Annotated in this window: 20 protein-coding genes; 6 read left to right on the top strand and 14 right to left on the bottom strand. The window is 39.1% G+C overall.

What is annotated here, in order from left to right; all coding sequences use genetic code 11:
- Positions 1–4: 4 nt before the first annotated feature.
- On the bottom strand, positions 5–781 hold the full coding sequence (locus ACOQO5_RS16260) for a hypothetical protein (protein ID WP_420582746.1): 777 nt from the start codon (positions 779–781) through the stop codon (positions 5–7).
- 95 nt (positions 782–876) lie between these two features.
- On the opposite strand from ACOQO5_RS16260, the gene ACOQO5_RS16255 reads away from it, so the two are divergent.
- Complete coding sequence (locus tag ACOQO5_RS16255; protein WP_420582745.1) at positions 877–2,433, top strand: hypothetical protein; 1,557 nt, start codon at positions 877–879, stop codon at positions 2,431–2,433.
- On the opposite strand, the gene ACOQO5_RS16250 is transcribed toward ACOQO5_RS16255, so the two are convergent.
- The 4 genes from ACOQO5_RS16250 to ACOQO5_RS16235 all read right to left on the bottom strand — a co-directional run bounded on the left by ACOQO5_RS16250 (position 2,430) and on the right by ACOQO5_RS16235 (position 6,417).
- Entirely contained in the window at positions 2,430–3,872 is a 1,443-nt protein-coding gene (locus tag ACOQO5_RS16250; RefSeq protein WP_420582744.1) for a hypothetical protein, read from the bottom strand. The genes ACOQO5_RS16255 and ACOQO5_RS16250 overlap by 4 nt on opposite strands.
- A 22-nt stretch (positions 3,873–3,894) precedes the next feature.
- Positions 3,895–4,965: a BamA/TamA family outer membrane protein gene (locus tag ACOQO5_RS16245; RefSeq protein WP_420582743.1), complete on the bottom strand. Its 1,071-nt coding sequence runs from the start codon at positions 4,963–4,965 to the stop codon at positions 3,895–3,897.
- 84 nt (positions 4,966–5,049) lie between these two features.
- Positions 5,050–5,811 (bottom strand): hypothetical protein, encoded by a 762-nt coding sequence (locus ACOQO5_RS16240; RefSeq protein ID WP_420582742.1) that lies wholly within the window; start codon positions 5,809–5,811, stop codon positions 5,050–5,052.
- A gap of 252 nt (positions 5,812–6,063) precedes the next feature.
- Entirely contained in the window at positions 6,064–6,417 is a 354-nt protein-coding gene (locus ACOQO5_RS16235; RefSeq protein WP_420582741.1) for a hypothetical protein, read from the bottom strand.
- A 348-nt stretch (positions 6,418–6,765) separates the two neighbouring features.
- On the opposite strand from ACOQO5_RS16235, the gene ACOQO5_RS16230 reads away from it, so the two are divergent.
- The gene (locus tag ACOQO5_RS16230) at positions 6,766–7,833 is read left to right on the top strand and encodes a PA0069 family radical SAM protein (RefSeq protein WP_420582740.1); all 1,068 of its coding nucleotides are present in this window, start codon (positions 6,766–6,768) and stop codon (positions 7,831–7,833) included.
- Here the strand turns inward: ACOQO5_RS16230 and ACOQO5_RS16225 are convergent.
- Entirely contained in the window at positions 7,830–8,297 is a 468-nt protein-coding gene (locus ACOQO5_RS16225; RefSeq protein WP_420582739.1) for a DinB family protein, read from the bottom strand. The genes ACOQO5_RS16230 and ACOQO5_RS16225 overlap by 4 nt on opposite strands.
- 56 nt (positions 8,298–8,353) lie before the next feature.
- Between ACOQO5_RS16225 and ACOQO5_RS16220 the strand changes: the two genes are divergently transcribed.
- Positions 8,354–9,112 (top strand): MBL fold metallo-hydrolase, encoded by a 759-nt coding sequence (locus ACOQO5_RS16220; protein ID WP_420582738.1) that lies wholly within the window; start codon positions 8,354–8,356, stop codon positions 9,110–9,112.
- A 1-nt stretch (position 9,113) separates the two neighbouring features.
- Here the strand turns inward: ACOQO5_RS16220 and ACOQO5_RS16215 are convergent, their stop codons facing one another.
- The 3 genes from ACOQO5_RS16215 to ACOQO5_RS16205 form a co-directional block, all read right to left on the bottom strand.
- Positions 9,114–10,196: a metallophosphoesterase gene (locus ACOQO5_RS16215; protein WP_420582737.1), complete on the bottom strand. Its 1,083-nt coding sequence runs from the start codon at positions 10,194–10,196 to the stop codon at positions 9,114–9,116.
- A 61-nt stretch (positions 10,197–10,257) separates the two neighbouring features.
- Complete coding sequence (locus ACOQO5_RS16210) at positions 10,258–12,861, bottom strand: ABC transporter permease (RefSeq protein ID WP_420582736.1); 2,604 nt, start codon at positions 12,859–12,861, stop codon at positions 10,258–10,260.
- A complete protein-coding gene (locus tag ACOQO5_RS16205) occupies positions 12,861–13,193 on the bottom strand; it encodes a PadR family transcriptional regulator (RefSeq protein ID WP_420582735.1) in 333 nt (110 codons plus the stop codon). Before ACOQO5_RS16205 ends, ACOQO5_RS16210 begins: the two co-directional genes overlap by 1 nt.
- A 113-nt stretch (positions 13,194–13,306) precedes the next feature.
- Between ACOQO5_RS16205 and ACOQO5_RS16200 the strand changes: the two genes are divergently transcribed.
- The gene (locus tag ACOQO5_RS16200; protein WP_420582734.1) at positions 13,307–14,113 is read left to right on the top strand and encodes a LytTR family DNA-binding domain-containing protein; all 807 of its coding nucleotides are present in this window, start codon (positions 13,307–13,309) and stop codon (positions 14,111–14,113) included.
- A 107-nt stretch (positions 14,114–14,220) separates the two neighbouring features.
- Positions 14,221–14,832, top strand: a complete 612-nt coding sequence (locus tag ACOQO5_RS16195) for a DinB family protein (protein WP_420582733.1) — start codon at positions 14,221–14,223, stop codon at positions 14,830–14,832.
- A gap of 63 nt (positions 14,833–14,895) precedes the next feature.
- Here ACOQO5_RS16195 and ACOQO5_RS16190 read toward each other — a convergent pair whose 3' ends face one another.
- The 5 genes from ACOQO5_RS16190 to ACOQO5_RS16170 all read right to left on the bottom strand — a co-directional run bounded on the left by ACOQO5_RS16190 (position 14,896) and on the right by ACOQO5_RS16170 (position 18,486).
- Positions 14,896–15,684 (bottom strand): J domain-containing protein, encoded by a 789-nt coding sequence (locus tag ACOQO5_RS16190; protein WP_420582732.1) that lies wholly within the window; start codon positions 15,682–15,684, stop codon positions 14,896–14,898.
- Between the two features lie 88 nt (positions 15,685–15,772).
- Positions 15,773–16,072, bottom strand: a complete 300-nt coding sequence (hpf, locus tag ACOQO5_RS16185; protein WP_420582731.1) for a ribosome hibernation-promoting factor, HPF/YfiA family — start codon at positions 16,070–16,072, stop codon at positions 15,773–15,775.
- 29 nt (positions 16,073–16,101) lie between these two features.
- Positions 16,102–16,977 carry a tyrosine-type recombinase/integrase gene (locus tag ACOQO5_RS16180; RefSeq protein ID WP_420582730.1) on the bottom strand — a complete coding sequence of 292 codons (876 nt, stop codon included), beginning with the start codon at positions 16,975–16,977 and terminating at the stop codon, positions 16,102–16,104.
- Between the two features lie 63 nt (positions 16,978–17,040).
- Positions 17,041–17,235: a 30S ribosomal protein S21 gene (gene rpsU / locus ACOQO5_RS16175; RefSeq protein ID WP_318170303.1), complete on the bottom strand. Its 195-nt coding sequence runs from the start codon at positions 17,233–17,235 to the stop codon at positions 17,041–17,043.
- An 87-nt stretch (positions 17,236–17,322) separates the two neighbouring features.
- On the bottom strand, positions 17,323–18,486 hold the full coding sequence (locus ACOQO5_RS16170) for an acyl-CoA dehydrogenase (RefSeq protein WP_420582729.1): 1,164 nt from the start codon (positions 18,484–18,486) through the stop codon (positions 17,323–17,325).
- Between the two features lie 224 nt (positions 18,487–18,710).
- Here ACOQO5_RS16170 and ACOQO5_RS16165 point away from each other — a divergent pair, with 224 nt between their 5' ends.
- Complete coding sequence (locus ACOQO5_RS16165) at positions 18,711–20,024, top strand: UDP-glucose dehydrogenase family protein (protein WP_420582728.1); 1,314 nt, start codon at positions 18,711–18,713, stop codon at positions 20,022–20,024.

Genomic DNA, 20,024 nt, shown 5'->3' with positions numbered 1-20,024 from the left:
GTACTTACAAAAAGATAGTCAGTCCAGCTCTGAAAGTATTTAAACTGTTGTCAAAATCTCTTTTATAAAACCCTGTGAGCTGCATTCCATTCGCCAACGTATAGGCACCGAATATTTCTTGAACAAAACCATCAGTAGTTACGCCGTTGGTTTTTGTATTAGCCCAAATCGGAGTAACCTGTATAAAGAAATTATCGGAGAAAACTAAAGGAGTAATCACTTGAAATGTGAATCCAGTGGTTGAAAAATCACCAATTGCCATTTTTGCAGCATCATTGACTGGTTTGGAAGAATACTGGTATGACACAATCGGGAAAAACTGAATCCAGTCTGCCGCCATCAAACCGACTGTAATCCCAGGTGAAATAGTCCAGCGACTATCTCCTAATCCGTCTTCAAAACTGCCTGTGGGTGCAAATACATCTACAGAAGGTCCGAATGCTCCAAAAAATTTATCATAATTTTTATAGGGCAGATAAAAATACCTAGCTCTTATATTACCGATTCCAAATTTATCTGTCACACTATTGTGAAGTAAGGGTATCTCCCCTAGAATAAGATGCTCACTTGAAGGGGCCCAGGTGATATTCCCTCTATACCCAAACAAGTTCCCGCCATTGATTTCCTGGTATTCCAGCGTATTATCCAGGAATGTATAAAAATTTGTAGGTTTGGATGCGTCAATTTCTTCATCTTGCGCTGAAACAGTAAATGAGGCAAGTATTAAGAGTGAACATATGTAAAACTTAAAGCTCTGACCGAAAAGGGATAATATATTCATGAGATTGAGAATTTGGTTTAATTTTGATATTTATGTCAAGTAAATAAAGTTAGCATATGACTTGTAAAAAACTAATAAACCTATTGCCAATTTTTATGATGCGTTATTTGGCCACATTTGTACTTGTCATGTGCTATTTGAGTGGCTTTTCTCAACCCATAAATTACAATCAACCATATAACTCAACCTACCTCGCCAAATACGGTATTTCTCCTAAGATATTTAACCTTATTTTGTCTCCAATGTATCAAGAGGAAGCCTCTTTTACTGCTGATTGGAAACTCAGGGACGAAACGAATAATAAGAGCAATGACATCCAAGTTCAAATGGATTATGATCCTCACTATGCCTATGGCAACCAACTCTTCATCATTGTAAAGGATGAAAAAGTGTATGAGAGGATGCCCGAAAAGAAAATCAAAGGGTATGTATCTCGTCAAAACGAAAAATTCAAAGAATTACAAGGATTTGATCTGATTGAAGAAAGTGATGTTGGTCTTATTTATGAAGAAGGCGATAGTACAGTTTTAGGTTTTAATATCAACAAATCCCGACTACCGCTTAAAATAAAAAGATACAGCAAATTACAAGGCAGGGTATTTTTGAAGAACGGTGACTTGCAACGGATCACTTTGTCTTCTAGCAATTTCAAATCGGAAAATATTAAACACAATGAATTTTTGATTGAATTATCTTTTGTTGGAAATAAAAATACTGGCTATCTATTAAGTAAATACCTAGTTAAAGGAAAAGGCCTAAAAAAGAAAGAAAATTACACCTACAATGATTTGATTGAGGTAATCTCATACCAATCGAAAGAAAAAGAACCCATTTCTGAATATCCGATTTCAGAAAGCACACTCTCAAGTACAGGAATTTCTGATACCTTCAAGATCAAACTGGAACGATCTATGCCTTTCCTCGGAAATGCTGCTCGAAAGGCGGGTTATGAATTGCCTCTTCCCTGGGGCATTAATTTATTCAATCACTTCCAAACAGAACAATTTGGATTGAATAACATCATACTAAATGATATCAATTTGTCTGAATTGGTTTTGGAAGAAGCAAACTCTACTGTAGATGCTGATATTGCCGTGGTCGCCGGGATGGGTGATGTTTGGATTCTTCCCTTTCTAAACTTATCCGTCTTGTACGGAAGAATAGGAGGAAGCACAAATGTGATTTTGCCTTTGACTGAAGAAATGAAAGATTTGCTGGGTTGGATCGGTGATCCGGTAGATCAAATTAATTTCAATGTTGATGTCGCAGGTTCTATAGGCGGGTTTGGCATGACAGCTGCCGGAGGCTATAAAAACCTATTTGCAACTGTAGCAGGCCAGTACATGATTCAAACTTCAGAAGGAACAGGAACGACTGTCAAAGCCCTTGTCGTTACTCCATTGATTGGATTACGAATGCCCAGACTAGTCAACTTCATGGTTGGTGCGCAATATCAATATACCGATACAGATTTAAGTGGGTCTTTCAAGTTGGATGGAGTGGATAATGACTTTTCACTTACCTTGAAGCCTAAAACATGGAATTTTATGGTTGGCATTCAAAGAGATATATCGAACCGTTTCAGTGGTGCTTTTCAAGTGGGAATTGGAGACAGAAAATCTTCTACACTCGTCATTGCCTATCGATTCTAATAATAGAAAGCAAAACCAATGTGTAAATTGACTCGATCCACTTTTGTATTTGCACTGTTCGTTTTTTCTCCAAATAGAAAAAGGTCTTCTTGAGGATCAGATAAATTTACTATTTGATTATCCCCTTTGCTCCTTCCTCTAGAATAAGAAAGGCCATAGATCAATTCATAACTTTTTAGTCTGTGACTCAAACCAGCCGCATATTGATACAAATCCCAATAATCTACTGTCGGAACAAAGTCTTGTGATTCAATTATTGCATTTTTATCAAAATTATTAAAGTCAGTATTAAACCCGAGATACAGCGATGTGTTTGTCGTCAATTTTTGAATCACACCTAATCCAAAATTCACTACTGCTTTGTTAGCCATCTGTGGTACACCAAAAGCGGCCCCTCCATCAAAAATACTCGACGAAGAGAGGTCTTCTCTATGAATCATATCATATGTATTTATTGCTGAATAATAGGCTACTCGTAGTGACAATTCAGTTTTGTGAAACAAATAACTTGCTCCAAAATCTAAAGTCAAAGGTTTTTTGAGTCGTGTGTTGACATTTTTCTGGTCTGTGGTAGATCTTACATTACTTTCAGTCAAAACATCTGAAGACACATAAACAGAACGTGTCATAAATCCTTTTCCTATAAAATCAACATTTAACAAAGGACTAGTAAATGTGAACCCTAATTTCAATCGCTCCAATTGGTAGGATACACCTAATTTGCATAACAGGCCAAATCCTACATATGTGATACTTTCATTGAGATTTGAAGTAGCAATTGTTCTATAAAAAGATGGGTCAGAATTCACTGCAATAGCGTTGGCCTCCTGCAACAAATCATACTGCATAGATCGAACCACACCAAAAGCAGAAATCCCAATCCCCCACTTCTCATTGATTTTATATGCTGCAGAGAATCCCACCCAATTTTCCTTTAAATTGTTTGAGTACCGGAAATTTGCCAGATAATGCTCTGTCTCATCACGATCTGAAATAAGGTCCAAATCAGCCTCCTGTCTCACTGAGAATCTTAGATTAGAATACACCTGGCTCAAAGCAGCATATGAGAAGGTCCACTTAGAGCTGTCTTTAGCCATTAGAATTCCAAAAACGTTTTGAGGGATTACTCCTGCGTACCGATTATCTAAATTTAATCCTTCTCCGGCACCATTTTCAATGTCCACATTGTTTATGAAATATGAAAGCACATTGATTGATACACTAGAACTTCTAACAAAAGGAAGTATTCCAGGATTGTAGTATGCCGCAGATAGGTTTTTATCATTAGAAATCACAGCGCCACCATTCAATGCTCCGACCGTACCTTGATGGACAGACCAATAATTATTTTCTTGAGCGTTGGCTTCCAGTGATACAAACAGCGAATAGAGTAAGAACCCCAAGCCTAGCCATCCATTACCTAAATTAATCTTTTCCAAGATACCTCTAATATTTGCTTTCTTAGAAAGATTCACCAAACCGCACCACTAACTGCCAATCGTCTTTTCCTCTTACAAAGTCTAATCCAATATGCGATTTTTCATCTTTCATGAATTTGTACCTAATCCCTGCACCTGCAGCTGGCAGAAGCTGAGTGAATTTACCATCTTCGTCAGTCACGCTTGCAGCAGCCAATAAACCTACTAATCGCCATTTTTTGTAGAGATGCAATCGATATTCTGATTGAGCTGCAATTTTAACATCTCCTCGGTATCGACCTTCAGTATAGCCTGGAATATCCGTATTCCCGATTACTTCTTGCGCTTCAAAAGGTACATCCCCAGTACTAAAACTGGTCATGGCTCTTAGCGCTACCACATCTTTATTTTTGCGTACGCTGATGTACTTATTGACATCAATTGTCCAGTTATCGAAACTCAAAGCAGGCTCATTCAATTTCTTCAAATAGTGATTAGATGTTAAATTTACTTGCCAACCGCTCATCGGGAAATTGACATCATCCCTGGAATCATAGGTCACATTAAGCCCAGGCGCATGCATTTTGCTTCGACCGGTGAATGGAGGGTCAATTTGATATTCCGTATCAGCAGCATAAGAAACCCAATGTCCTCCAACATACAATCGATCCCAAACGTTATAAGTGGCTGCGGCATATATAAATGAGTATTTCGTGCCGAATTTTATAAAAGTCGGAGGATCCATGATACGATCCAAGAACTGAAAATTATAGTCACCAGATCCACCAGCAAGTGTAAGACGCCAAAGATCCTCTTTCAAATACATCTGATTCCAGCCACCTACAAAAAAATTCTTGTTTTGAGAATACATACCTACTACACCAAAACTGCTTGTAGGAGAGATCGTGTCTAGTCTATTGGGTTTGTAATAACCCATTACAACTCCAACAACTCCCCAACCAGTAATTTGATCCCATGTCGGAACTGGTATGGCCGCCCATTTTATTTTTTTGGCAGAGTCTAATTCTACTTTGGCTGGATCTCCACCTCCAAATTGAGCGAAAGACGAGAAGGATAATACGGACAATACTAGAATTATAGAAAATATTCTCATATAAATTAGATAATTGTATAGCCTCCAAAACTAACACAAGAATTCAGTTAATTCACCTCTACTTTAGAGATTCGCTGTGATTGTTTATAGAAAGAGAGTAAAATTCAAGCTATAAGCATAAAGTTTACTCTGAAAAGCACCTCTGTAAAACACTCCGCATTGGAACTTGTCTCTGAAGATATCGAAGACCAACTCTGCTTCTAAAATAAACTCATCTTCTCGTGCATCATCCACGTCTTTCATATCCCAGATCGGAGTAAGCAAGAAAAATGCATCATCATTGATCACATAGGAAGCCAACACCTGAAAATTTGCGCCATGATCAGCCTCATTCAATTCCTCCGGTACATTTTCAGCCGTTGGTTTGGTGGTATAGGTGTATGATAGGGTTGGAAAAAATGATAGGGTGCCTGTTTTATCCGCCATTATCCCACAAGTAAGCCCCGGTGATAATCGCCATGAACTCGAACCCAATTGATGATCATAATTACCCACTGGAGCCGTAACATCCAAAGACACCCCAAACGACCCAAAGGTCTTACTATAATCTCGATAGGGAATATTAAAATAACGAACCCTTACATCAGACAACCCAAACTTCTGGGAAACCGAATGATATTTGAAAGGCAAGTCCACCAAAATCAAATTATCTTCATTGGGTGTATAACTGAGTCGTGGATTATACCCATAGGTATGATACCCTGGGCCAGTAGCATATTCAAAATAATTGTCTACTTGGGAATATACATTGGTCGGTTTGGAATTATCTTTTTCTCCTTGAGCAAACAAGGTCATTGATAAATGAAGCAAGATCAGAAAAAAACAAACGGATAAAAAAGGTTTCATAAATCAAAAGTAGCCGAACAACTAAGGAGTAAAAAATTAAATCACGTCAAATCCTGATCAACATTTGAATCAATAAAGCATATTGATAAAAACCAAAAACCTGACGGTGACTGCTGAATGAACCTTATGTATTTTAGAAATAATCACAAAGGAACAAATGTGAAGTCAGCAGTTACGCTTTTTGTTCCAGTTGAAAATCATTTCTGCAAGGAATAACGGAGAATGAGTCGCTTTAATATTACTCTTTGTCATCTAAATCACCAACCAATCCTTAGCATCTTCTACCGAATCAAAGGCTTTGGAATTATTTCCTGACACTCTATTGAAACCATTGAATAGCACTTTTTTAGCTCCAGTGATACCGACCACAGCCCTTTTTATGGTTAGATGACTGGTCTTTTTTCCACTCTCTTTGGCTTTATCTACTACATCCTTCACTCCAAAAACACCCGTCATATTGGATAGACGAAGGAGTGGTCTGTTGAGCTCCAATGCATAGTCCGTGGCATCATCCATTACTTGTAGTATTTCCTCTTTAGTCATGTCTTGATAATCGACATATAGTATTTCTTTTCCCTTGTGCGTGATGAGACTGTATCCTGCCATTCTTTAAAATTTTAATGGAGCAATATGATAAATTTTGATCGGCCGTCAAAAGGAAATTCTAATTGCTTCTTACCCTTGCTTTGGATCTTGCCGTCAAGAACTTTGAACTTATGTTTTGATGAATCATGAAGATACAATCCACCGTGGAAGTATTCATCGTTCCTTTATTCGGGGGCGACTGGCAGGTTTGTCGAGGGAACATATATACCCCGCAGCAGCAGATACCCTAGACACTGCCGGGTTTGACTTATAGGTTGATTTCTTTTTTGATGACACTTTACAATATAATTACTAATTATTTTAGTAATTTAGTAGACTCATTGCGGGAAAGTAAAACACATCAATTTCATGGATTACATTAAAGGCAGGGGAGCTCAGATCAACCCTGACAATCGCTTTTTAGAACACAGCTACGAAAAAGATTTATCCTTTTTGCAACACTTACATCAAGCTGGCGAAAAGGAGCGAAAACCTAAAACGGAATACATCACAGTTCATCCCAAAACAATTGTCAACAAAGTAGACAGTCCTGATATTGGTTTTTCGTATTCTCTCAATCCCTACCAAGGATGCGAACATGGTTGCATCTATTGTTATGCGCGCAATTCACACCAATACTGGGGCTATAGCGCAGGCACCGATTTCGAATCCAAAATCCTAATAAAAGCTAATGCCGCCGAATTGCTCAAAGAGAAACTTAAATCCAAATCCTGGAAGCCAGTGCCCATCATGTTGTCAGGCAATACGGACTGCTACCAGCCCATAGAGCGAAAGCTGAAAATCACCAGATCGATTCTGGAAATTTGTCTGAAATATCGACATCCTATTGGCGTGATAACCAAAAACGCGATGGTCACCCGTGACATAGATATACTGAGCGAAATGGCTAAAATGAAACTAGTCAAAGTGGTGATATCTCTCACTTCGCTGAAAGACAAAATCAGAAGTTTGCTGGAACCTAGAACTAGTGCAGTCGGTGTTCGACTGAATGCCATTAGAAGTCTATCTGAAGCTGGCATTCCTACGATGGTCATGATGGCACCCATCATCCCATCTATCAACAGTATGGAGATCATGAAGCTGGCCGAAAAAGTATCAGAAAATGGCGCCACGGACTTGGCTTACACCATTATCCGACTCAATGGGATTATTCCAGAGATTTTCACCGATTGGATAGAGAAAAACTTTCCAGATAGATCTGAAAAGGTGTTGAACCAAATCAAAGAATTGCATGGCGGCTCACTCAAGGACAGCCGATTCAAGACGCGGATGCGTGGAGAAGGCGAACTGTCGAATCAGATTCATCAGATGGTAGCCTTGGCCAGACGCAAGTACAAACTAGGCTTGGAAAAGCATCCTTTCGACCTGACCCTGTTCAGGAGAATCAAAGATGATAATCAGATGGAGCTGTTTTAGTCCTTGAGTAGTGAATTGAAAATTCCGATCTGACCAGAATGGTACAAATCATGCTCCACTATACCCTGGATCAAATAGGCATTATTATAGGACCTGTTGGGCGTTTGCTCTTGAAGCCAATCATCATTTTTAGTCTTCAGCAACGACAACAGAGATTCTTGAGACTCGGATAGCTTGGACAAATAATGGACTTTGGCATCTCCTACAGGTTTTGGTATTGGCCAATCCTTATCACTATTTATCGGTACATCATATTCTTTATTTCCTTTGAGTACCTCTATAGCCAATTGGCGCCAAGCCAGCATATGTTCCAGCAAATGGGCCATGGATTTTTTGCCCGGAGTCACGATCTTAGTAAAATGCTCCGCTGGAATACTTGAGAGCAAAGTCATCAATGACGCCCCGTGCCACGGGCTTCCGTCATAGATTTCTTGAAATTTTTGTGTGAGTTGTTCGATAGTCATAGTCGGTGTACTTAGAAAAAATATTAAATTGAAATCAAACCGTAATTCAACTTTATATGCGAACGATCATCTGCCTCTTCAGTTTCATTCTTAGTAGCCTATTAGCCACCAGGCAAAGCCCAAATCCAGAAATCATTTCTGCTAAAGATGGAGAAATAAAAATCTATCCTGTACTTCATTCGACTATGGCCATCCAATACCAAGAGCTCACGATCTACCTAGATCCATATGGTGGAAAAAAGGCATTTGAAGGCGTTCCAGAGGCTAATTTAATCTTGATCACAGACATACATGGTGACCACATGAATTTGGAAACTTTGAATGAATTAGAAGCTCAATCCACTCAAATCCTTGCGCCTCAGGCGGTAGTAGATCAACTGACTCCAGCATTCACTAATCTAACGGTCCTAGCCAATGGAGAAACTACTTCCATTCAAGGTGTTGACATCCTGGCCATACCAATGTACAACTTGCCTGAAGATTCTACTTCCAGGCATCCAAAAGGCAGAGGCAATGGATATTTATTGACCATTGGGGGCAAACGAATTTACATTTCCGGAGATACGGAAGATATTGCCGAAATGAGGGCTCTTAAGAATATTGACATCGCCTTCATTTGCATGAACCTACCCTACACCATGACTGTAGATGCCGCAGCGGATGCCGTATTAGATTTCAAGCCAAAGGTGGTCTATCCATTTCACTATCGTGGAAAAGGTGGGTTTAGTGATGTGGAATCTTTCAAACGAACAATCAATGTAAGTTCTGACGAGACAGAAGTTCGCTTGATCAACTGGTATCCCGAGAAAGAATGATTTAAAGCTTTCGCTTCTTCCCCATCATATCACCTACCGATAGTTGGTCCTTCTCAAGGAAAAGGATTTCTCCCGATTCTCCGAGCTTTATGCTAGAATCAACTACAATGACTTTGTCATTAAACAAAGACTTTACTTCTTCCTGAGAAGTATGACCGACCACTACTCTTTTGACCTCATAGTAATTCAATACCATATCCAATTGAGACTCTGTAAAGTTTGCATCCTTGAAATATCCTCTGTACCAAATTGGCCCTTGAGAGCCATCCAATAATTTAATTTTTGGGTCATTATATATCGAGTCTTCAGGAACAGCATCAATGATTTGATCTGTAAAAATTCGATTAATAGCTTCAACTGAAAACTTACTCGCAGCTAATGAAGGTGCTAATCCCCCATGCACAAACTGAACGTCATTGATACGCAAGGTAACAGGCTTAGTCCGCAACCATTTGCCAAGCTCAGATTCTGGTCCAAATATTTGCCAATAAGGCATCTGAAATAATTGTTCTGTCTGACGATACTTGTCATGAATATACCTCAAGTCCCCAGTCAAAACCATCACTTCATGGTTACCTAGCAGGTAATGAACTTTGCCGCCGGCAGCAGCAGCTTGCTGTTCCAACTGATAGACAAACCACAAGCATTCTTGTACTTTGTCTCCTCTATCAAATATATCTCCGACAATCACAAAATGACCATCGCCATAAGCCCATTGATTCTGAGCATCTATGATGCCATTATTTCGAAGAATTTTAATAAACAGGTCGTACTGTCCATGTACGTCACTCAGTGCCGCAATTTTCTTCACACCTTGAAAATCAAAAGTCTTAGTGTCCTTATTAGTATAACCTGAGAATAGATACTTGGGATTAAAATACTTTTCGTCCTTGCTTTTGAATTTAGAATAATTTTTCGATGAGATCATTCTTTTATTCGCCACACTATCTTCGACCCACCGGACCAGTAGCTTCTTACCCTTTTCAAAAACATAGGGTCCGTCATTTAAAGGTTCTTCTGATACAAATGCGCCAAGCATAACAAGAAAACTGCCCATAGTGAGCAGGTAGATTAATTTTTTCATAGAATAAATATATCTATTACTTCATTAACGAAAAGCCAAGCGTATGATTTTATTAGATCAATTATTCATACCTCAAACTTTCTGTAGGGTTGGCATTGGCACTGCGCAAGGATCTTATAAATATGGTAATCAGGGCCAAAATCAAGGACAGCAATGCTCCGATTAGAAATATTTCCCAAGAATTGATCAACTCTATTCGATAGGCAAAATTCTCGAGCCACAACTGAATAGCATACCAAGCCAAAGGAATTGAAATCAGACTCGCCACGGCTATCATCAAAACAAACTCTCTGGATATAATTTGAAGCAAGGAAACCACACTGGCTCCCAGTGCTTTCCTAATGCCAAATTCTTTTCTTCTCCTTTCGACCACAAAAGATACCAGCCCAAAAATGCCCAAACAAGCGAGAAAAATAGAAACGCCTGAAAACATCTGAAAGATTCGACTTTGCTGCCTTTCCTCCGCATAGAGCTGCTCCAAAGAGTCGTCCATAAACTCATACGAGATAGGGTAATTTGGCACCAACTCAGCATAAATCTCCTCAACCTCTCTGAGCCCATCAAAGATCTGATTAGGGTCAAGCTTGATGCCCATTCTACGATGGTAGTGCCCAGGCACGATCATCAATGGCTCCATTTTGTTCCGCAAAGAGTTGAAATGATAGTCTTCCGTAACACCCACTACCACATGCTCCAAAGTATCCCACATGGGTATCCTAAACTTAGTCCCTATGGCTTCGTCCAACGAAAGCCCTAAATCCTGAAGTGCTTTTTGATTGACCAAAGCAGCGTGTGCGTCATTGAGTCTGTATTCTTTTGAAAAATCTCGGCCTATCGCTAATTCAATATTAAACACGCTCAAATAGTTTTCATCCACAAAGGCGGTACGCATTCTTATATCCTCCACATCACCTAAAAAGTCAACGGTTGTTCCGTCGTGGTACCCTCCTGGCTCACCAGACATGGAAGTGGCTGACTTGATCTTTGAGCTCTGAAGTAATCTGGTTTTAAAGGCCTCCCTGTTGTCTCTAATTTCTTCGTTATCAAAATCAACCATCACAATGGCCTCTCTGTCAAAACCAAGACTTTTATTATTCACATAATCCAGTTGCTCTTTGATGATGAGTGTGGAAATGATCATGAAAATGGAGATAGAAAACTGCGCAATGACCAGCCCCTTTCTCAACCATAAGTTGTTTTTTCTGAGATGTGTCTGTCCTTTGAAAACCTCCAGCGGCTTCAAATTTGATAGTAGAATTGCCGGATATAGACCAGAAAGTAACACAGTAACGACAAGCAACCCTACAAAAAAAACAATAACCAATGGATCCAACCAGGAAGTGACAACTGAAAGATCGAACATACGATTGAATGTAGGTAACACCACCTCGGTCATCCCAATCGCCAAGAGAATAGCCACCAAACAAACCAGCGTAGATTCACCAAGAAATTGCAACACCAGTCTCATCTTATTGCCACCCAACACCTTTCTCATGCCTATCTCCTTGGCTCTTCTAAATGTTAAAGCAACAGCGAGATTCAGATAATTGAAACAGGCAATGAACAATATGGCCAAGGCCACTCCTGCCAGTAAGATCACCGCATCCTTGTTACCATGTTTGGCCCAGTCGTATCTGACCTGATCAAAATAAATATCGTTGAGTGATTCCAGCTCAATATCAATTCGCTTTCCTGACCTTTCGAAGTCCTTTCCAAAATACTTATCCATAAACTGAGGAAATTTTTTGTTAAGTCCCTCAGCAATCAAAGGCGTTTCTACTCGCACATAGGTAAACAGTCCATTATTCCACCAGCCTTTCATAAAACTGAAATCTTCGATGTACTTCATCGACCCCATAAAATCAAAGTCTAAATGTGAATCAGCCGGCCATTCATCCATCACACCACTAACCACAAATGGTTCTTCTTTATCTAAGATCAGAGTTTTACCCAATGGGTTTTCGTTTCCGAAATATTTCTGAGCTGCTGCTTTGGAAAGCACAATAGCATTTGGCTCATTTAATACCGTAGCGGGATCCCCTACTGACAGTGGAAAAGAGAAGAATTCGAAAAAATTTGGATCAGCAAATAAAAGCTTGTCCTCTTTAAAAGTTTTGTCTTCATATTCAAACAGTGCCTCTGTGGAATATATTCTCAGCGTACTTTGAACATCTACTGGAAAATCCAATGCCAAATGCGGTGCGTAAGGGCCAGAAGTAACCCCTATCTTGTAGTTCTCTCCGTTCATTTCACTCAGACGAATTACGCGATATATTTCATCTTTATTTTTATGAAAATTGTCATGAGCCAATTCGCCTTTGATGTAGAAAAACAAAACAAAAACGCACAACATGCCTATGGCATAGCCACTAATATTGAGTATGGTAGTAGAACGGTGCATCCAAAGTCCCCTTATGGTCTGCACGATATTAAAGTTGAACATGATATAAAATTTTGAGTTTTGACTTATTGATTTCATGGTGGACGGTCGCAAATAGGTCAACACTTGATAGAAAAATTGCCACTTAGATTTTAAAGTGTTAGGATTGAGTCTTTCCCTATATTCTATCAAATTGCCTTCGATCTCTTCATGCAGTCCTTCTCTACAAAGTCGATGAACGAGCCACAGCGCCCAACCAGGTATATGATGGTTTTCAGTTGGCATCAACCAAATTGTAAGGCAAATTGTGGCACCTGATCCCATAGGGATTTGCGCATCTCTTTGATAGTACTTAGCTCAGTTTTGCCGGCTGCTGTTACCTGGTAGATTCGTTTCCTTCTCCCCCCTCTTTCTTTGGTTGGTTCTCCCATTTCGGAAGTGAGAAATCCTTTCTTCTCTAGTCTAGAAAGCGTGGTGTGCAATGCGCCCATGGTTATGGATCGATTGGCTTGTTCCAATAGCTGGTTCTGAAGGCTGATCATATAGGCTTCGTCCTGTAAGATCAAAACCATGAGCAAGACCATTTCTTCAAATTCACCGATTGTACTTCGTTTCATTATATATAATTTTACTTTGCAGAGGTAATATACGAACTTTTAAAATATTAGTTCTGCAAAATGAAAGGAAATGACTTTCAACCTTGGATTAATATTTTGCGTAAGCCATAGACATGCTTGCCAAACTCTATCATACCAACACTCGTGTGCTCCGTTACATGATTTTACCCGTATTGGCTATGATATTGACTCACCTGGTTGCCTACAAAAAGTTACCTTTTGATCCTGAGTACCAATTTCCTATTCTTACCTTTTCTTTTGTCCTGGTTATTTGTGCGATCTGCTGTGAGACCAATTTCATTTGTTATGGAACGATGAAAAAGAGGTACGCAAAGGAAAACTTCAGTAGCCGGTCCATTTTCTACCAACTTTTAATTTCTGGAATATTAACCGCCGTGGTTTTTGGATTATTGATCTACAGTATCAACTATTTTGTCTTTGGGGTAGTAACGCCAGCGACACGATTTCTTTCCTCTCTCTTCATTGCTGAATTGATCATCTTGATGGAAACCTTGTACTTTATCACAAGAGACATTTACTTATATCACACATCTGTGGAAGCATCACCAGCCAAGCAAGTATGGCAAATAGTGAATGGAAGAAAGACGCAGTTGATTGAAGAGGCAGATATCGCTTATTTATTTTCCCACTCAGGCATGGTCTACCTGATTACCAATGACGGAGGTAAGATCCTCACGCAATTCAACTCATTCAATGAAGTGAAAAACACCTATAATCTTGAATCCTTCTTTCAAATCAATCGACAATATCTCATCAAACTGCACGCCATTGATACGGTGATGAAGGAGGTAAACCAGAAACTTCAAATCAGATTATCCCCCTCAGCTCCTGAGATTCCAGCGGCAGCCATGATCAGTCGTTACCGGAGTGTTGATTTCAAAAAATGGATGACTCAGTAAGACCATTCATTCCAAAATCACCTACCATTCATTTTAGTAATTGACAATTGTTCTGCCATCCACTAGCATCGGCCGTAACTATGGACAGAAACCAAAATTTAATTACTATGAAAACAATTTCACTTATGATGCTTGCTTTGGTACTCACCAGCGCAGGATCAAATCGGTCATTATCAAAAAAAGAAATCAAGTACACGATTAACTATCTGGACACCTCTATGTCGCTGGCATTTAGTGCTGTCGAGAATCTGTCTCAGGCACAATGGAACTATAAACCCGATCCAGAATCCTGGTCTATCGCTGACATCTGCGAGCACATGCTGATTGCAGAACGAAACATACTCGTAATGATTCAGAACAAAATCATTACAGATGAAGCAAACCGTCAAGTAGATGAGACTAAATTAATTTCAAATGAAGAAATTATTGCAGGACTAAAAGATAGAGGGGAAGGCAAAAGAAGAAAAACAAACGAGAGATTCGAACCTACTGGCGCATTGAAAACACCGGTGCAGTTTATGACAGAATATAAGGCTGCGAGACAAGCGACCATGGATTTCGTAAAGAACACGGATGTAGATTTGAATACTTACTACTGGCCGAGCCCATTAGGAGACAAGCTGTCTGCGTATCAATGGACCATTCTGCTCAGCGCGCACACGGAAAGACATACAGCACAAATAGTAGAAGTACAATCCAACATCAGTTATCCTATGTAGGATAACGAAATAAAATGGTTATTTGAGTTTACTGGCCACTATTCTTGTGGCCAGTTTCATTTACTAAAGTTTAAAATATAAATACAGCTGAAAGCATTCAATAAATATGACGAAAATACCAAATGTCAATTTCGTATCCATAGTTTGTGAGGCAAATTGATACAGGAATACAAGTAACATCAAAGCCAAAATCAAAGGCCGGAAATGTATCAAAACATTGTACTCAGGAATATGGACAGTAAGACAGTCTTTCCCAATTACTTCCAGTTTAACCGGAACATTCAAGATGGGTGTGGCAAAGATATTCACTCCTTGATAACCTCTTGGGACTGATATGCCACCGGTCATTAATCTAAAAGTATGATTCGAAAAGATGACGTCCGTATATCTTTCTCGTTTAAACCTAATTTCCTTTTCCACAAATTCATATTCAGAAAATTTCTCTGGCTGAACCTGACTATCTATTATGAGTAATATGTTAAAAATAGCAACAAACGCAACAAACACGTTTATTCCTTGAAGAGAGTATTTTATTAATTCGATTTGTCGCAATTCAGCTTCTCTAGCCTTCTTCCTTGCATAGGCCTTTGCTCTTCTTCTCCAATCGTCATACGCGTGATCTTGTACATCGTAATCATAAGCGGGAGCACTGGATTGAATGGTGGACGGTCGTGGACCAACATCCGTTAGAAACTTGTAGGCCTCGTTGATTTCTATAAACTTCTCTCTAGCATTTTCATCCTTGCTCACATCAGGATGATATACTTTCGACAATCGCCGATAAGCCGATTTGATCTGAGCTTTAGAAGCTCCCGGGCTCAATTCCAGAACCTCTAGATACTGATTTTGCATGTGTCAAATATAGTAGAGTAAACTAGAAATTGGCCACAAAAAAAACCTGATGGACACCATCAGGGTTATATATTTAACATTGACCCAATTAGTGAGCCATCATTTTTTCTTTTTTCTTTTTTAGTTGCCTTCTTAGGGCTTCTACCGCCTCATCAGTTCCAGCTTCGAATGACTTTGCTTGCTCTTTAGAAAAAACCTGTCCACCAGGTATATTCAATTTAATCTCTACTATCTTGTTTTCTCTTGCGCCGTCTTTTTCGACCTTTAAGATAACCTCTCCGTCAATGATCCTATCATAAAACGTCTCTAATTTGTCAACTTTCTTTTGAATGAAATCAACCAATTTTTGATCTACGTCAAAATGAAGGGAATGAAACTGTAACTTCATAAGATTAATATTTAATGTTAGAAAATAATTTAAGCCTTTGGATGTGCCTGATCAAATACTGACTTCAGTTTGTCCAAAGAATTGTGCGTATAGACCTGAGTAGCCGCCAAACTGGAATGTCCCAGTAAATCTTTGACTGCATTTAGATCTGCACCGTTGTTTAATAAGTGTGTCGCATAGGTATGCCGCAACACATGTGGGCTTTTTTTATACACTTTTGAAATGTATCCCAAATACTTCTGTACGATTCTATACACCATCATTGGGTAGCACTTTTTTCCTTTGTCGGTAGTGAGCAACCAATCATCTGTTGCTACGACCTGTTCCTTTACTTTTGCATACGCCTCGATGAGTCGAATGTTACCCAAAGTCAAAGGAATAATTCTCTCCTTATTTCTTTTACCTAAAACCTTAATGCTTTGATTGAAATGATCGACGTCCTGGTCTTTCAGATGTATTAATTCGGACAAACGAATTCCTGTGCCATACAGCAATTCGATAATTAATTTATCACGAGTCCCTTCAAAGTCATCTGAAAACTCAACCCGATCCAATAGGACATCCATTTCATCTTTCAAGACAAATTCAGGAAGGGCCTTTGCTGTTTTGAGAGGTCGCAGCTTGGTTGCCGGGTTTTCCGAGATCACCTCTCGCTTGAGTAGGAATTTATAAAAAGATCTTAAGGAAGCAATTTTGCGATTCACCGAGCGCGGATTAATATCAGCCTCAATTAATGAAACCACCCAGGCACGAAGCATTTTGTGGCCTGCTTCTTCAAGGGTCAACTCTAAATCAATACATTCCAGATAATCTTGAAACTGAAGGAGATCAGTCTCATAGGCTTGTACAGTGTGTGAACTGTATCTCTTTTCTTGTAGGAGGTATTTGAGGAATGGTTTTATCATTAGTATAACCTTGATTGAAGGCTATACTAACTTATAAAAAACCAAGCACAAAAACTACTGATCTTAGTAGTTTTCTTTGGCGTACATTTTTTGCTTGTAGGCCGCTTTAATCAACTCTTCTCTTCTAGCAACAGAAGGTTTTTTAAAAGCTGTTCTAGCTCTCAATTGCTTCAAAACACCAGTTTTTTCAAACTTCTTTTTGAATCTCTTCAAAGCTCTATCTACTGATTCGTTTTCTTTTACGTTAATAATCAACATTATCTTCTATTTTTAAACGGGCTGCAAATTTATGACACTTGTCATTAATTCACAACCCGATTCTATAATTATCTTAATTTATTTGCTCTACTTATCGAAAAGCGTCCTTGATATAACCAGCTTTTGTATTTCTGACGTTCCTTCTCCAATAGTGCAAAGCTTCGAATCTCTGTAGAATTTCTCTACTGGAAAGTCTTTTACATAGCCATAACCGCCAAATATTTGCACTGCATCATTCGACACGCTTACGGCAGTTTCCGACGAATGTAATTTGGCCATGGCAGATTCTCGATTTACACTCTTGCCCTGATTCTTCAGCTCGGCAGCCTCTTTGATCAATAACCTGGAAGCCATGACTTGTGTAGCCATATCAGCTATTTTAAAGGAGATGCCTTGGAATTTAGAAATTGACTGATTGAATTGTTGCCTTTCTTGCGAATAAGCCACTGCAGCATCTAGTGCTCCTTGAGCAATGCCAAGTCCTAAAGCAGCAATCGAAATTCTACCACCATCCAATATTTTCAAAGCTTGTACAAATCCCTCTCCTACTTCACCGAGTAAGTTCTCAGCTGGTACTCGACAATCATCAAAAATCATTTCTGCAGTTTCAGATGCTCGCATTCCAAGTTTGTCTTCTTTCTTCCCTCCAGAGAATCCTGGCGTTCCTCTTTCCACTACGAATGCTGTCATACCATGCGAATCACCTGGCTCTCCAGTTCTAGTCATTACCACTGCAACATCTCCAGAAATACCATGTGTAATAAAGTTCTTCGTTCCATTAATTATCCAATGATCACCATCTTTTACAGCAGTAGTTTTCATATTTCCAGCATCTGAACCAGTATTTGGTTCAGTCAAACCCCAGGCACCTATCCATTCTGCACTAGCCAATTTTGGCAACCACCGCTTTTTCTGCTCTTCATTACCAAATTGCATAATATGCCCAGTACACAGTGAGTTATGCGCTGCTACCGACAAACCTATCGAACCGCAAACTTTTGCAATCTCAGAAACTACAGTCACGTACTCATGATAGCCAAAACCAGATCCTCCATATTCTTGAGGAACAAGAACACCCATCAGTCCTAGCTCACCTAATTTCTTAAACAGGGGAATTGGGAATTCTTGACTCTCATCCCACTTCATGAAATTTGGCCTGATTTCCTTTTCACAGAAATCATTTACCATGTCCTTTATCATTTGGCAGTTTTCAGCAACCAAATCCGGCGTATTTTCGCTAATTTTATTCATCTTATCTTGTTGGTTATCAATTGTTAACAGCAATATTAAAAAACATTTTCGCCAATTATACTCTCAGAATTAAATATTGTTTCTTAACCGCGGAAAAAGATTCTAAAAGTTAAGTCAGACGACACCAGAATAGCTATCTATAAAAATTACTTATTAATGTAAGATTGGTTCCAAATATTAAACCTTTCGCTTTATTTTTGCGCCTTTAAAAATTGACTTAGAATATGAAAATTGCAGTTGTAGGAACCGGATACGTAGGATTGGTTACAGGAACTTGTTTTGCTGAAACAGGAAATCATGTAACCTGCATAGATATTGATGAGAATAAAGTTGAAAAACTAAAGAATAAAATCATGCCTATCTATGAACCAGGCCTTGATTTATTATTTGAAAGAAACATCAAACAAGGAAGACTTGAGTTTACTACAAACTTAGCAGAAGGAATAAAAGACGCTAAAATCATATTCTTAGCTCTACCAACACCTCCAGGAGAAGATGGCTCCGCAGATCTTAAGTACATATTAGGTGTAGCTGACAATCTTGGTCCACTGTTGGAAGACTATACTGTCATAGTCGATAAAAGCACAGTGCCTGTAGGCACTGCTGAAAAAGTAACTGCAAATATCAAAAAAGGAGCAAAAGTCGATTTTGACGTTGTTTCGAACCCTGAGTTTCTTCGCGAAGGTGTAGCTCTAGATGATTTCATGAAACCCGATAGAGTGGTAATAGGTACGTCTTCTGAACGTGCTAAGAAAATCATGGATGACCTATATGCACCACTCGTTCGACAAGGCAATCCAATCATCGTCATGGATGAAAAATCTGCTGAATTGACCAAATATGCTGCTAATTCATTCTTAGCCACCAAAATTACTTTCATGAACGAAATCGCAAACATGTGCGAATTGGTTGGAGCAGATGTAGATGCTGTGAGAAAAGGAGTTGGTACAGATTCAAGGATTGGTAAAAGATTCTTATTTGCAGGAATAGGATATGGTGGAAGCTGCTTCCCAAAAGATGTGCAAGCTTTGGCAAAATCTGCAAATGAGGTTAACTATGACTTCGAGATTCTTAGAGCAGTCATGAATAAAAATGAGGCTCAAAAAATGAAATTGATTGATCGCATCAATACACATTACAACGGAGACTTATCTGGCAAAACTTTCGCTGTATGGGGACTCGCATTCAAGCCGTATACTGATGATATCAGAGAAGCCCCTTCATTGCTAAACATCAAAGAGCTTTTAGCTGCAGGTGCCAAGATTAAAACCTACGACCCTGAGGCTATGGAAAATGTTAAAGAATTGTTGGACGATCAGATAGAATTCTGCAAAGATGAATATGATGCTGCCCAAGGAGCAGATGCACTACTCATTATGACGGAATGGCCAGTGTTTCGAACTCCTGACTTTTCTAAATTAGACGGCACATTGAAAAGCAAATTAATCTTTGATGGCAGAAACCTTTACAACACTGAAACTATGGCCGAACTAGGTTATACATACTATAGTATCGGTCGAGCAACTGTGAACAAATAA

The organism is Reichenbachiella sp. (assembly GCF_965223055.1).
In the GTDB taxonomy this organism is placed as follows: Bacteria; Bacteroidota; Bacteroidia; order Cytophagales; family Cyclobacteriaceae; genus Reichenbachiella.
The sequence above is the reverse complement of the archived record's forward strand: the minus strand, read 5'-3'. Positions and strand labels throughout refer to the sequence as shown.